This is a genomic window from Enterobacter cloacae complex sp. IR5441 (genome assembly GCF_049238215.1).
GTDB lineage: Bacteria > Pseudomonadota > Gammaproteobacteria > Enterobacterales > Enterobacteriaceae > Enterobacter > Enterobacter hormaechei_C.
Map to the genome: position 1 here is coordinate 1 of NZ_JBMKIA010000031.1, position 13,913 is coordinate 13,913.

Below are 13,913 nucleotides of genomic sequence, written 5' to 3' on the forward strand. Positions count from 1 at the left end.
CGCACATCTTGTTGTCTGATTATTGATTTTTCGCGAAACCATTTGATCATATGACAAGATGTGTATCCACCTTAACTTAATGATTTTTACCAAAATCATTAGGGGATTCATCAGTGCTTTACTACTTTTTTGAGCCTTTCCTGTCTGAACTCATTAAGAAGGTGCAGTTGGGATTCTATAAGGATTTCGATGCAATTTATAAAGACTTAAAGGGCAAGGAGCATGTTTAAAAGTCTGTTATCAATTCTATTTACGGATATTTTATTCCCTGTTTATATTTTTGCGTGCGCCTCTTTGTTTCTGTGGTTGGTACCTGACCACTGGGTCTTACTAACATTCATTGCTATCGTTGTGTTTATTATTGTTCACCCGATGATTTTTGGCCACTTTGATAAATACGATTAAATGTTATTAAAAGGATTTTTATGTCAAACCCAGCTTATTTGTTTTTAACAGATGAAAATGGTTCTCCCATGGTTGGCCCTTGCCTTGTGTCAGGGCGTGAAGGTGCAATTGAACTTAAAACGTTCACTCATAATGTCAACGTCCCGGTCGACGGGAATACCGGGAAATTGACGGGTACGCGTATGCACATGCCCATCATGTTTCAAAAAGAATTTGATCGTGTAACCCCGCTTCTCTTTCGCGCATTGAGTACGGGAAGAACGCTCAAGTCAGCCACTATTAAGATGTATCAGATTAATGAGGCGGGTTTTGAACAGGAGTATTTTAATATCTTCCTGGAGAATGTGAAAATAACCTCAATCACACCAGACCTGTATCCCGGCGCAAACACCGGAACCCACCTTGAAACGGTTCTCATACGCTACGAGAAAATCACCTGGAAGCATTGCGACGGCAATGTCATCTATAGTGACACCTGGAATGAGCGAGCAACGTACTGAAACGTGATCCCTGACGCATTTTTGCGCAGATGAAAATATTTCCATTGTCACATCCGAAAACCTGTGTTTGTATAAATTCAATCAATGATTCCAAACACAGGTCCCCAATGACTTCATCCATCTTCACTTCGACCCTACTAAAAACTGCGCAACCTGCCGCAGTGGTCGTCGTGCGTGTGGTGGTGGTCGTCGGCAATGCGCCGTAGGGACTGGATCAACACACGAATCCAAAACCCCGCCGGCGCAAACCGGGCGGGGTTTTTCGTTTAGGACCCTCCCCGGAAGGCTGGCTCAGAAGAAAAGGACTGGAGCATGGCAAGTTCGGGCACAACATCCACCAAGACGCGTTTTACAGGCGCGCAGCTGATTGTTCATTTACTGGAACGACAGGGCATCACCACCGTTGCGGGCATCCCGGGTGGGACCGTACTGCCGCTGTATGATGCGTTAAGCCAAAGCACACAGATCCGCCACGTGCTGGCGCGCCACGAGCAGGGCGCAGGCTTTATCGCCCAGGGCATGGCGCGTACCCAGGGTAAACCGGCGGTCTGTATGGCCTGTAGCGGGCCGGGCGCCACTAACCTGGTGACCGCCATCGCCGACGCGCGTCTCGACTCCATTCCGCTGATCTGCATTACCGGCCAGGTGCCGTCCTCGATGATCGGCACCGATGCGTTCCAGGAAGTCGACACCTACGGCATCTCTATCCCCATCACCAAACATAACTATTTAGTTCGCGATATCAGCGAGCTGCCTCAGGTTATCAGCGATGCGTTCCGCATTGCGCAGTCTGGCCGCCCGGGCCCGGTGTGGATAGACATTCCTAAGGATGTCCAGACCGCAGAAATTGAGATCGACGTTCTGCCGGAGCCGGGTGACCGTGCCCCCGCGCCAGAATTCAGCGCTGAGAGCGTGCGCGATGCGGCGGCGATGATCAACGCCGCCAAACGCCCGGTGCTCTATCTGGGCGGCGGGACGATCAACGCCGCGGATGAAATCCGCCAGTTCGCTGAAAAAGCTAATTTGCCCACCACCATGACCCTGATGGCGCTGGGTATGCTGCCAAAAGCGCACCCGCTCTCTCTCGGCATGCTGGGCATGCACGGCGCGCGCTGCACCAACTACATCCTGCAAGAGGCGGATTTGCTGATAGTTATGGGGGCGCGTTTTGATGACCGGGCGATTGGCAAAACCGAGCAGTTCTGCCCGAACGCCAAAATCATTCACGTGGATATCGACCGCGCCGAGCTGGGTAAAATCAAGCAGCCGCACGTGGCGATCCAGGGCGACGTGGCCGAGGTGCTGGCGCAGCTGATCCCGCAGACGGAGGCAACCGACCGCGCCGACTGGCGCCAGCTGGTAGCCGATCTGCAACGGGAGTTCCCGGGCGCTATCCCAACCGAGGGCGACCCGCTGAGCCACTATGGTCTTATCAACGCCGTTGCCGCCTGCGTGGATGACAGCGCGATTATCACCACCGACGTCGGCCAGCATCAGATGTGGACCGCCCAGGCGTATCCGCTGAACCGCCCGCGTCAGTGGCTGACCTCCGGCGGCCTTGGCACCATGGGCTTCGGCCTGCCAGCAGCGGTTGGCGCGGCGCTCGCCAACCCGGACCGCAAGGTGATCTGCTTCTCCGGTGACGGCAGCCTGATGATGAATATTCAGGAGATGGCGACGGCGGCCGAAAACCAGTTAGACGTCAAAATCATTCTGATGAACAACGAGGCGCTGGGTCTGGTGCACCAGCAGCAGAGCCTGTTCTACAAGCAGGGCGTGTTTGCGGCGACCTATCCGGGGATGATCAACTTTATGCAGATTGCCGCTGGTTTTGGCCTGCACACCTGCGATCTGAACGCCGAAGAAGATGCCCACGCGGCGTTGCAGGATGCGATTTCTCGCCCTGGCCCGGCGCTGATCCACGTGCGTATCGACCCTGAACAAAAAGTGTATCCGATGGTGCCGCCGGGTGCGGCAAATACTGAGATGGTGGGGGAATAAGCCATGCAGAAACAATGTGATAACGTCATTCTGGAACTCACCGTCCGCAACCACCCAGGCGTCATGACCCACGTCTGTGGGCTCTTTGCCCGTCGGGCGTTTAACGTGGAAGGCATTCTGTGCCTGCCGATTCAGGGCAGCGAGCACAGCCGCATCTGGCTACTGGTGAACGACGACCAGCGTCTGGAGCAGATGATGGCGCAGATCGACAAGCTGGAGGACGTCACCAAAGTGGCACGCAACCAGTCCGATCCCACCATGTTTAACAAAATTGCGGTGTTTTTTGAGTAAATCACTTAAGGTAAGAGGCTTTTGCCGGATGGCGCTGCGCTTATCCGGCCTGCAAGGACGTTACACGTAGGCCGGATAAGGCGTTTGCGCCGCCATCCGGCGCGTTCACGCATCAGGATCAAACCATGACCACCATCGCCCTTATCGACGACCACCTTATCGTTCGCTCCGGCTTTGCCCAGCTTTTAAACCTCGAACCGGATTTTCAGGTCGTGGCCGAGTTTGGCTCAGGACGCGAGGCGCTGGCGGGCCTGCCGGGACGCGGGGTGCAGGTCTGTATCTGCGATATCTCAATGCCGGACCTCTCCGGGCTGGAGCTGTTAAGCCAGCTGCCGAAAGGGATGGCGACGATCATGCTCTCAGTCCACGACAGCCCGGCGCTGGTCGAGCAGGCGCTCAACGCGGGGGCGCGTGGGTTTCTCTCTAAACGCTGTAGCCCGGACGAGCTGATTGCCGCCGTGCGTACCGTCTCCACCGGCGGCTGCTACCTGACGCCGGATATTGCCATCAAGCTGGCGGCGGGACGGCAGGATCCGCTCACCAGACGCGAGCGCCAGGTGGCAGAGAAACTTGCCCAGGGCATGTCGGTGAAAGAGATTGCCGTAGAGCTAGGGCTGTCGCCAAAGACCGTTCACGTTCATCGCGCCAACCTGATGGAAAAACTCAACGTCAGTAACGATGTCGAGCTGGCGCGCCGTATGTTTGACAGCTGGCAATGAACTCCCTATTTTCGCGGCTGATCGCCGTTGTTGCCAGCTTTTTCATCTTCTCCGCCGCGTGGTTCTGTCTGTGGAGTATCAGCCTGCATCTTGTCGAGCGCCCGGAGCTGGCGGTGCTGCTGTTCCCCTTTGGCCTGCGGCTGGGGCTAATGCTGCAATGCCCGCGCGGCTACTGGCCGGTGCTGCTGGGCGCAGAGTGGCTGATGCTGATCTGGCTGGCGCAGGAAGTGGCCCTCGCGCACCTGCCTTTATTGATGACCGGAAGCCTGCTCACGCTTATCCCGGTCGCCCTGATTTCCCGCTACCGTCACCAGCGCGACTGGCGCACGCTGCTGCGTCAGGGTGCGGCGCTGATTGCCGCCGCGCTGTTGCAGTCCCTGCCGTGGGTGGGTGAAAAGGAGGGGCTCAACGCCCTGCTGCTGACCCTCACCGGCGGCCTGACGCTGGCCCCGACCTGCCTTGTGATCTGGCATTACCTTACCAGCACCGTCTGGCAGCCGCTCGGCCCGGCGCTGGCCTCCCAGCCGGTGAACTGGCGCGCCCGGCACCTGATCTGGTATCTGCTGCTGTTTGTGGTGAGCCTGTGGTTGCAGCTTGGTCTGCCCGCTGAATTATCACGCTTCACGCCGTTTTGTCTGGCGCTGCCGATCATCGCCCTTGCCTGGCATTACGGCTGGCAGGGCGCATTGATCGCCACGCTGATGAACGCCATCGCGCTGATTGCCAGCCAGACCTGGCACGATCACCCGGTAGATCTGCTGCTCTCGCTGCTGGCTCAGAGCCTCACCGGGCTGCTGCTCGGCGCGGGCATACAGCGCCTGCGCGAGCTGAACCAGTCCCTCCAAGCCGAGCTGGCGCGCAACCGCCGTCTGGCGGAGCGTCTGCTGGAGACGGAAGAGAGCGTGCGCCAGGAGGTTGCTCGCGAATTGCACGATGATATCGGCCAGACCATCACCGCCATCCGCACCCAGGCGGGCATTGTTCAGCGCCTGGCGGCAGAAAACGCGGGCGTGAAGCAGGGCGGGGCGCATATCGAACAGCTTTCGCTGGGCGTCTATGATTCCGTTCGTCGCCTGTTAGGGCGGCTGCGCCCGCGCCAGCTTGACGATCTCTCGCTCGAGCAGGCAATACGCTCTCTGATGCGCGAGATGGAGCTGGAGAGCCGCGGGATTGTCAGCCATCTCGACTGGCGCATTAACGAACCTGCGCTGAGTGAAGGCCAGCGTGTGACGCTGTTCCGCGTCTGCCAGGAAGGGCTGAACAACATCGTCAAGCACGCCAGCGCCAGCGCGGTAACGATCCAGGGCTGGCAGCAGGACGAGCGCCTGATGCTGGTGATTGAAGACGACGGCTGCGGCCTGCCGCCGGGCTCCGGCCAGCAGGGGTTTGGCCTGGCGGGCATGCGCGAGCGCGTGAAGGCGCTGGGCGGCACGCTGACGATCTCCTGCACCCACGGAACGCGCGTCAGCGTCAGTTTGCCGTTAAGGACACACCATGTTTAAAACCCCCGCCAGCGCCGCCCCGCTAAGCAACAAAGCGGAAATCGATGCCCGCTATCGCTACTGGCGTCGCCATATCCTGATTACCATCTGGCTCGGCTACGCGCTGTTCTACTTCACCCGCAAAAGCTTCAACGCCGCCGCGCCGGAAATTCTCGCCAGCGGCGTGATGACGCGCACCGATATTGGCCTGCTGGCGACGCTGTTTTACATCACCTACGGCCTGTCGAAGTTCTTCTCCGGCATCGTCAGCGACCGCTCCAACGCGCGTTATTTTATGGGCGTCGGGCTGATCGCCACCGGGGTGGTGAACATCCTGTTTGGCTTCTCCACCTCGCTGTGGGCCTTTGCCCTGCTGTGGGCGCTGAACGCCTTTTTCCAGGGCTGGGGCGCGCCGGTCTGCGCCCGCCTGCTCACCGCCTGGTACTCACGCAACGAGCGCGGCGGCTGGTGGGCGATATGGAATACCGCGCATAACGTCGGCGGGGCGCTGATCCCGATGGTGGTCGGCGCGGCGGCGCTGCACTACGGCTGGCGCGCGGGGATGATGATTGCCGGTGGCCTCGCGATTGTCGCCGGACTGTTCCTCTGCTGGCGCCTGCGCGACAGGCCGCAAACCGTCGGCCTTCCACCGGTGGGCGACTGGCGGCACGACGAGATGGAGATCGCCCAGCAGCAGGAAGGGGCCGGGCTGTCCCGCCAGGAGATCCTCACCAAATACGTGCTGAAAAACCCGTACATCTGGCTGCTGTCGCTCTGCTACGTGCTGGTCTACGTGGTGCGCGCGGCGATCAACGACTGGGGCAATCTGTACATGTCCGAAACTCTCGGCGTGGACCTGGTGACCGCCAACTCGGCGGTGACGATGTTCGAGCTGGGCGGGTTTATCGGCGCGCTGGTGGCGGGCTGGGGCTCGGACAAGCTGTTCAACGGTAACCGCGGGCCGATGAACCTGATTTTTGCTGCCGGGATCTTACTCTCCGTCGGCTCGCTGTGGCTGATGCCGTTCGCCAGCTACGTGATGCAGGCGGCGTGCTTCTTCACCATCGGTTTTTTCGTCTTTGGCCCGCAGATGCTGATCGGCATGGCGGCGGCGGAGTGTTCCCACAAAGAGGCGGCAGGCGCGGCGACGGGCTTTGTCGGGCTGTTTGCCTACCTTGGCGCATCGCTCTCCGGCTGGCCGCTGGCGCGGGTGATCGACGTCTGGCACTGGAGCGGGTTCTTCGCGGTGATCGCCATCGCGGCGGGCATCTCCGCCCTGCTGTTGCTGCCGTTTTTGCACGCGCAGGCACCGCGCGAAGCGTGACGCGCCTCACCTTTTGCTGCCGAGACGCGCAAAACTAAGAAATTTTCCCGGTTTCACCTGGACGCTGTCTCAGGCATCTCTCCTGGCTGGTTTTTACAATGCTGCAAAAATCAGCTCAGGAGTAACTCAGTCATGCTGGCCTTCTTAAATCAGGTGCGCAAGCCGACCCTGGATCTGCCGCTCGACGTGCGGCGCAAGATGTGGTTCAAACCGTTCATGCAGTCCTATCTGGTGGTCTTCATCGGCTACCTGACCATGTACCTGATCCGCAAAAACTTTAACATCGCGCAGAACGACATGATCTCAACCTACGGGCTGAGCATGACGCAGCTGGGGATGATTGGCCTGGGCTTCTCCATCACCTACGGCGTGGGGAAAACGGTTGTGTCCTACTACGCGGACGGCAAAAATACCAAGCAGTTCCTGCCGTTTATGCTGATCCTCTCCGCCATCTGTATGCTCGGCTTTAGCGCCAGCATGGGCGCGGGCTCCGTCAGCCTGTTCCTGATGATCGCCTTCTACGCCCTGAGCGGTTTCTTCCAGAGCACCGGCGGGTCGTGCAGCTACTCCACCATCACCAAATGGACGCCGCGCCGCAAGCGGGGTTCGTACCTCGGCATGTGGAACATCTCCCACAACCTCGGCGGAGCGGGCGCGGCCGGCGTGGCGCTGTTCGGTGCGAACTACCTGTTCGACGGCCACGTGATTGGCATGTTTATCTTCCCGTCGATTATCGCCCTGATTGTCGGCTTTATCGGCCTGCGCTACGGCAGCGATTCCCCGGAATCCTACGGCCTCGGCAAAGCTGAAGAGCTGTTCGGGGAGGAGATCAGCGAGGAGGACAAAGAGACCGAAGAAAACGAGATGTCCAAATGGCAGATCTTTGTTGAGTACGTGCTGAAAAACAAAGTGATCTGGCTGCTCTGCTTCTCGAACATCTTCCTGTACGTGGTGCGTATCGGTATCGACCAGTGGTCCACCGTGTATGCCTTCCAGGAGCTGAAGCTCTCGAAAGAGGTGGCGATTCAGGGCTTCACCCTGTTCGAAGTAGGCGCGCTGGTCGGTACCCTGCTGTGGGGCTGGCTCTCGGACCTCGCCAATGGCCGTCGCGCGCTGGTGGCCTGCGTCGCGCTGGCGCTGATTATCGCCACGCTCGGCGTTTACCAGCACGCCAGCAACCAGTACGTTTACCTGGCGTCGCTGTTTGCGCTCGGCTTCCTGGTGTTCGGTCCGCAACTGCTGATCGGCGTGGCGGCGGTTGGCTTTGTGCCGAAAAAAGCGATCGGCGCAGCCGATGGGATTAAGGGCACCTTCGCTTACCTGATCGGCGACAGCTTCGCCAAGCTCGGTCTGGGCATGATCGCCGACGGCACGCCAATTTTCGGCCTCACCGGCTGGGCGGGCACCTTTGCCGCGCTGGATGCGGCAGCGATTGGCTGTATCGTCCTGATGGCGATGGTTGCGGTGCTGGAAGAGCGTAAGATCCGCCGCGAGAATCGTGCGCAGAAATTAAAAGTAGCCTGAGTGTGCAGGTAACTTCTTTGCCCGGTGTGTGATGCCGGGCTTTTTTATTTTTCACGGCCTGCCTTTTACCTTTACCCCGCTTTACACACCCGCCCCTCTCCATGCTCTACAGTTTTTTTGCTGCCGCCTTTCGTGCAGCCTTAGCCCTTTTTGCTAACGGAGAGCTTGCATGTTGACCCGACGATTGTCCTGCCTGGCGCTGCTGATGGCGCTGGCCTCCCCCGCAATGGCCGCGGATGCCCCCACCTACGGTGAGAAGCTGGGAGGTTTTGACTACGGCTGGCCGGTAAAACACTTTACCTTTACCTCGCAGAACCAGCCTCTGGATATGGCTTACCTGGACGTGAAGCCGGAAAAACCCAACGGCCGCACCGTGGTGCTGATGCACGGCAAAAACTTCTGCGCTGGCACCTGGGACGGCACGATCCGCGCGCTTTCAGCCAGCGGGTATCGCGTGATCGCACCCGACCAGATCGGCTTCTGCAAATCCACCAAGCCGGAGCATTATCAGTACACCTTCCAGCAGCTGGCGGATAACACCCACGCGCTGCTGAAAACGCTGGGCGTTGATCGCGTCACGGTTATCGGCCATTCGACCGGCGGCATGCTGGCGACCCGCTACGCGCTGATGTGGCCGCAGCAGGTGGAGCAGCTGGTGATGGTGAACCCAATAGGGCTTGAAGACTGGAAAGCGCGCGGCGTGCCGCATATTACGGTCGACCAGTGGTACCAGCGCGAGCTGAAAGTCAGCGCCGACGGTATTCGTCAGTACGAGAAAAACACCTACTACGCCGGGGAGTGGAAGCCGGAGTACGAGCGCTGGGTCACCATGCTTGCCGGGCTGAACAACGGGCCGGGCAAAGCGCGCGTGGCGTGGAACTCGGCGCTGCTCTACGACATGATTTATACCCAGCCGGTCGTCTATGAATTTAACGAGCTGAAGATGCCAGTATTATTGATGATCGGCACGAAGGACAACACCGCCATCGGGAAGGATCTCGCCCCACCGGAGATCCGCAAGACGCTCGGCAATTACGCGGTGCTGGGCAAAGAGACGGCGAAGCGCATTCCGCACGCGACGCTGATTGAATTTAACGACATGGGCCACGCGCCGCAGATGCAGGATCCTGCCCGCTTCCACGAGGCGCTGCTGAAAGGGCTTCAGGCGCGCTGACTGGTCTCCAGCAACAGCCCGCGCAGCCACGCCTGCGCGAGGTTGCGGTGCGTTCTGCCGTGCCAGGCCATGCTTTTGGTAAAGCCGGGCACGGGAACCGGCGTCTCGCAGACGAACATCCCCGTCTGCTTTTCCGCTATGCGTGATGGCACAACGGCAATCATATCGCTGAGGGCCAGCACGTCCGGCAGGACTAAAAAGTTACTCACCGATAAGCCAACATGCCGCGTTCGGCCAGTCTTCTCCAGCGCGCCATCCGTTACGCCGCGAAAACCGTCGCCCTCGTAAGAGACCAGCACATGCTCCAGGGCGCAAAACCGGTCTAACGTCATGGGCTGTCCGGCATCCGGATGGTCAGCACGCATCATGCAAACGTACCGTTCATCATAAAGCGCCCGGCTGTGAAGCTCGTCAGGCGTGGTATGCGGGGTGATCAGCGCCACGTCGACAGAGCCTTGTTCGAGTTGGCTGACCAGACGGTCAGATTCCACAGGCACCACGCGCACGCGAATACCCGGCGCCTGCACCTTAAGCGCAGCGATAAACGGCACGATGACCGCGCGCAGGGCGTAGTCGGTCGCGGCAAGCGTGAAGGTGAACGTTGCGGTGAGCGGATCAAAGGCGATCGGCTGAAGCAGCTCGTCGATATCTGCCAGAATGCGTTTGACGGGAGCCGCCATTGCTTCCGCCCGGGTGGTAGGCACGATGCCGTGCGGCGCGCGGATAAACAGCGGGTCTTCAAAGTAATCCCGCAGGCGGTTAAGCATGCCGCTTACCGCTGGCTGGGTCAGGGCAAGACGCGCCGCCGCGCGGGTGACGCTGCGTTCGTCCAGCAGGGCATCCAGCGTTTTCAGCAGGTTAAGATCCAGCGTGCGCAGATCCGCTTTCATGACGTTTTTCCACCTCTTTTCCGTTTACTATTATGGCGCTGCCCGCTGTTGACGCGCTGCGTTTCCCGCTATGATGGGCGGCTAGTCTAAGGAGAACGCATGGTCTGGATAATGCTGGCAACGCTTGCCGTGGTGTTTGTGGTTGGATTTCGTGTCCTGACCTCAGACTCCCGCCGCGCCATCAAACGTTTAAGCGAGCGGCTGGGGATCACCCCGATGCCGGTCGAGTCGATGATTGACCAGTTCGGTAAAACGCCGGGCAATGAGTTTATCCGCTATCTTGAACGCCCCGACGAGGCGCATCTGCAAAATGCCGCCCAGGTGCTGCTGATCTGGCAGGTCTGCATCGTCGACGCCAGCGAAGAGAATCTGCATACCTGGCACCGCATGCTGCGTAAAGCCCGTCTGGCCGCGCCGATCACCGACGCGCAAATCCGCCTCGCGCTCGGCTTTATGCGCGAGATAGAGCCAGACCCGCAGGAGTTCAACGCCTTCCAGCTGCGCTACAACCAGCTTTTCCTGCCGGAAGAGGGCGTGTTTTACCTGCACTGATATCACAAAACGTGATGAAGAGTATAAAGCATCGTCATTAGATTTATATCACCCGCAGGCGCACCATCACCTTATCAACTAACCGATGAGGTGAACCATGAAACAATCCGCCATTATCTGGCCGAACGACTACCTGCCCGGCACCACCGATAACTTTGCCTCCAACGAAATCTTCGTCGCCGGGCTGAGCGCAAAAGAGATTTGGGCGCAGCTCAACGACACCACCCTGTGGCCGAACTACTACAGCAACGCCGAAGATATCCGTTTTCACGACGGCAGCGGCCCGGCGCTGAGCGCCAACGCCCGCTTCCGCTTCACCACCTTTGGCTTCCCGGTTGAGGCGCAGGTGACGGAGTATGTTCCGCCCGTGGAGGGCGAAGCCGCGCGTATCGCGTGGCACGGCTGGGTAGAAGGGGATGCAAATTCGCGTCTGGACGTGATCCACGCCTGGCTGTTTGAAGACCTGCCGGGAAACCGCGTGCGCATTCTGACTCAGGAGTCGCAGAAAGGCGTGCCGGCGCAGGAATTAGCGCGCACGGTGCCGAACCCAATGATTAACGGGCATCAGGAGTGGATTGTCGGGTTGGCGAATGCCGCTCTTAAGGCTCGCGGGTAATTTTGCCCGGTGGCGCTTTGCTTACCGGGCCTACAAGCCCGTAGGCCGGCGCAAGCGCAGCGCCGCCCGGCATTAAAAAACGACAAAAGTTGTCGAAACGTTAAATTCGTCACACTTTTGATGATAAACTGCGCGACTTTTCCGCACGTTTTTATCTTCAGGTGATGCCATGACAGAACATACCCAGCCCACGACTACACCGCAGGCCAAAGAGGTTTCACGCCCCAACTGGTCGGCGGTTTTCTCCGTGGCATTTTGCGTCGCCTGCCTGATCACCGTCGAGTTCCTGCCGGTCAGCCTGCTGACGCCGATGGCGCAGGATCTGGGCATTTCCGAGGGCGTGGCGGGGCAGTCCGTGACCGTCACCGCGTTTGTGGCGATGTTCGCCAGCCTGTTTATCACGCAGGCGATCGGCACCATTGACCGTCGCAAGGTGGTTATTCTGTTCAGCGTGCTGCTGACGCTCTCCTGCCTGCTGGTCTCTTTCGCTGAAAGCTTCACCCTGCTGCTGCTCGGCCGTGCCTGCCTGGGGCTGGGATTAGGCGGCTTCTGGGCGATGTCCGCCTCGCTGACCATGCGCCTGGTGCCCGCGCGTACGGTGCCAAAAGCCTTGTCCGTTATCTTCGGTGCGGTCTCGATCGCGCTGGTGATCGCCGCGCCGCTGGGCAGTTTCCTCGGTGGAATTATCGGCTGGCGCAACGTCTTTAACGCGGCGGCGGTGATGGGCGTGCTGTGCATAATCTGGGTGTGGAAGGCGCTGCCGTCCCTTCCGGGGGAAGCGGCGCACCACAAACAGAACATGTTCGCGCTGCTGAAGCGCCCGGGCGTGCTGGCGGGGATGACCGCCATCTTCATGGCCTTTGCCGGGCAGTTTGCTTTCTTCACCTATATCCGCCCGGTGTATATGACCATGGCGGGCTTTGACGTGGACGGCCTGACGCTGGTGCTCCTGAGCTTCGGGATCGCCAGTTTTGTCGGCACCTCGCTGTCGTCCCAGTTCCTGAAGCGCTCCCTGAAGGTGGCGCTGGCGGGTGCCCCGCTGGTGCTGGCGATCAGCGCCGCGGTGCTGGTGTTGTGGGGCAGCGATAAGTGGGTGGCTTCGGCGATCGCGATTATCTGGGGCTTTGCCTTTGCGCTGGTGCCGGTGGGCTGGTCGACGTGGATCACCCGCTCGCTTGCCGATCAGGCGGAAAAAGCCGGGTCGATTCAGGTGGCGGTGATCCAGCTGGCGAATACCTGCGGCGCGGCGGTGGGCGGCGTAGCGCTCGACCACCTGGGGCTGACCTCGCCGCTGGTAATTTCCGGCACGCTGATGCTGCTGACCGCGCTGCTGGTGGCGGGGAAGGTTAAGGCGAAGTAGTGCTTTTCTCCCTCTCCCGTGGGAGAGGGTTGGGGTGAGGGCATCAGGCTACGCCGATGTCTGAACCCGTCTTCTCGAATCCATCGAAATCAACACCACCGACGACACAATCAGCAGCGTCCCCAGCCAGTCCGGCAGGGTGAATGCCACCCCCAGCAACACCACCGACAGCAGCGCGCTGCTCAGCGGCTCGGCGCAGCTCAGAATGCTCGCCTTCGGCCCGCCGATCATCTGTGCGCCTTTCAGATACAGGCTGAACGTCAGCGCGGTGCCAATCACCACCAGGTAGAAAAACGCCAGCAGCAGGCCGCCGTCGATCACGAAGGTGGTGCCGCGTCCGGCGTAGAACGGCGTCAGCATTAGTCCCGCAATCAACATACTCCAGCCGACAATCGGCAGCGTGCCGTAGCGGGCTATAAGCGTTGATGGATAGGTGGTGTAAAACGCCGCGGCAAACGCCGAGGCGATACCGAAGAACAGCGCGGCCGGCGAGATGGAGAGCGATGTCGGGTCGCCGTGGGTTACCAGCAGGAAGGTACCCACAAGCGACGTGAAAATCGCGGATAAGACAAATATGCCGGGACGCGTTTTCCGCGCCAGCGCAAACCATGCCACGATAATGGTCGGCGACAGAAACTGGAGCACGGTGGCCGTCGCGGCGTTGGATTTTTCAATTGTCAGCAGGAAGGTGAGCTGCACGGTAAGCGCGCCAGCCAGCGAGAAAAACAGCAGGCTGAGGGCGTCTTTGCGGTTTTTGATGACCGAGAAAATCTTGTCGCCGTGAACGAAGGAGAGCGTCAGCAGGATCACGCCGGTAAACAGCAGACGAACCATGGTCAGGTAAGGCGAAGAGATGTGGCTTTTCTCCATGATGTACTGCGCGCAAACCCCGGAACTGCCCCATAAAACGGCGGCGATCAGGACGTTGAGCATCCCTTTGCGTGTGGAACCCATGTTCTCCCCTGTTATGTTGGTTTTTTTGTAGCATAACATGGGATCTTGCCGGGTGGCGCTGCGCTTACCCGGCCTACAAGGTTTTGTAGGCCCGTGCAAGCGCAGCGCCGCCGGGCGAAACA

At 59.5% G+C, this 13,913-nt stretch carries 14 protein-coding genes; 12 read left to right on the forward strand and 2 right to left on the reverse strand.

The window, feature by feature from the left end; all coding sequences use genetic code 11:
- Window positions 1-425 precede the first annotated feature (425 nt).
- The 9 genes from ACOTX5_RS21750 (at window position 426) to ACOTX5_RS21790 (ending at window position 9,419) form a co-directional block, all read left to right on the forward strand.
- Entirely contained in the window at window positions 426-905 is a 480-nt protein-coding gene (locus ACOTX5_RS21750) for an Hcp family type VI secretion system effector (RefSeq protein ID WP_032103328.1), read from the forward strand.
- A 107-nt stretch (window positions 906-1,012) separates the two neighbouring features.
- Window positions 1,013-1,111: an ilvB operon leader peptide IvbL gene (gene ivbL, locus ACOTX5_RS21755; protein WP_057979964.1), complete on the forward strand. Its 99-nt coding sequence runs from the start codon at window positions 1,013-1,015 to the stop codon at window positions 1,109-1,111.
- A 106-nt stretch (window positions 1,112-1,217) separates the two neighbouring features.
- A complete protein-coding gene (gene ilvB / locus ACOTX5_RS21760; protein WP_047727023.1) occupies window positions 1,218-2,906 on the forward strand; it encodes an acetolactate synthase large subunit in 1,689 nt (562 codons plus the stop codon).
- 3 nt (window positions 2,907-2,909) lie between these two features.
- Window positions 2,910-3,197 (forward strand): acetolactate synthase small subunit, encoded by a 288-nt coding sequence (gene ilvN / locus ACOTX5_RS21765; RefSeq protein WP_015570113.1) that lies wholly within the window; start codon window positions 2,910-2,912, stop codon window positions 3,195-3,197.
- A 125-nt stretch (window positions 3,198-3,322) separates the two neighbouring features.
- Window positions 3,323-3,916, forward strand: coding sequence for a transcriptional regulator UhpA (uhpA, locus tag ACOTX5_RS21770; RefSeq protein ID WP_003861054.1), 594 nt, complete (start codon window positions 3,323-3,325; stop codon window positions 3,914-3,916).
- Window positions 3,913-5,418 (forward strand): signal transduction histidine-protein kinase/phosphatase UhpB, encoded by a 1,506-nt coding sequence (gene uhpB, locus ACOTX5_RS21775; protein WP_045910985.1) that lies wholly within the window; start codon window positions 3,913-3,915, stop codon window positions 5,416-5,418. The genes uhpA and uhpB overlap by 4 nt, the downstream gene beginning before the upstream one ends.
- Entirely contained in the window at window positions 5,411-6,721 is a 1,311-nt protein-coding gene (locus ACOTX5_RS21780) for an MFS transporter (RefSeq protein ID WP_017383677.1), read from the forward strand. The genes uhpB and ACOTX5_RS21780 overlap by 8 nt, the downstream gene beginning before the upstream one ends.
- 132 nt (window positions 6,722-6,853) lie before the next feature.
- Entirely contained in the window at window positions 6,854-8,245 is a 1,392-nt protein-coding gene (gene uhpT / locus ACOTX5_RS21785) for a hexose-6-phosphate:phosphate antiporter (protein ID WP_006808805.1), read from the forward strand.
- Window positions 8,246-8,414: 169 nt separating this feature from the next.
- Window positions 8,415-9,419 (forward strand): alpha/beta fold hydrolase, encoded by a 1,005-nt coding sequence (locus ACOTX5_RS21790; protein WP_023302828.1) that lies wholly within the window; start codon window positions 8,415-8,417, stop codon window positions 9,417-9,419.
- Here the strand turns inward: ACOTX5_RS21790 and ACOTX5_RS21795 are convergent.
- On the reverse strand, window positions 9,407-10,309 hold the full coding sequence (locus tag ACOTX5_RS21795) for a LysR family transcriptional regulator (protein WP_045910984.1): 903 nt from the start codon (window positions 10,307-10,309) through the stop codon (window positions 9,407-9,409). The two genes, ACOTX5_RS21790 and ACOTX5_RS21795, sit on opposite strands and share 13 nt — an antisense overlap.
- A 99-nt stretch (window positions 10,310-10,408) precedes the next feature.
- Between ACOTX5_RS21795 and ACOTX5_RS21800 the strand changes: the two genes are divergently transcribed.
- The 3 genes from ACOTX5_RS21800 (at window position 10,409) to nepI (ending at window position 12,837) form a co-directional block, all read left to right on the forward strand.
- The gene (locus ACOTX5_RS21800; RefSeq protein ID WP_017383675.1) at window positions 10,409-10,861 is read left to right on the forward strand and encodes a DUF1198 domain-containing protein; all 453 of its coding nucleotides are present in this window, start codon (window positions 10,409-10,411) and stop codon (window positions 10,859-10,861) included.
- A gap of 97 nt (window positions 10,862-10,958) precedes the next feature.
- On the forward strand, window positions 10,959-11,477 hold the full coding sequence (locus tag ACOTX5_RS21805) for an SRPBCC domain-containing protein (protein WP_045910983.1): 519 nt from the start codon (window positions 10,959-10,961) through the stop codon (window positions 11,475-11,477).
- Between the two features lie 169 nt (window positions 11,478-11,646).
- Window positions 11,647-12,837 carry a purine ribonucleoside efflux pump NepI gene (gene nepI, locus ACOTX5_RS21810; RefSeq protein ID WP_015570108.1) on the forward strand — a complete coding sequence of 397 codons (1,191 nt, stop codon included), beginning with the start codon at window positions 11,647-11,649 and terminating at the stop codon, window positions 12,835-12,837.
- Between the two features lie 48 nt (window positions 12,838-12,885).
- Here nepI and ACOTX5_RS21815 read toward each other — a convergent pair whose 3' ends face one another.
- Window positions 12,886-13,791 carry an EamA family transporter gene (locus ACOTX5_RS21815; RefSeq protein WP_032103766.1) on the reverse strand — a complete coding sequence of 302 codons (906 nt, stop codon included), beginning with the start codon at window positions 13,789-13,791 and terminating at the stop codon, window positions 12,886-12,888.
- Window positions 13,792-13,913: the final 122 nt, after the last annotated feature.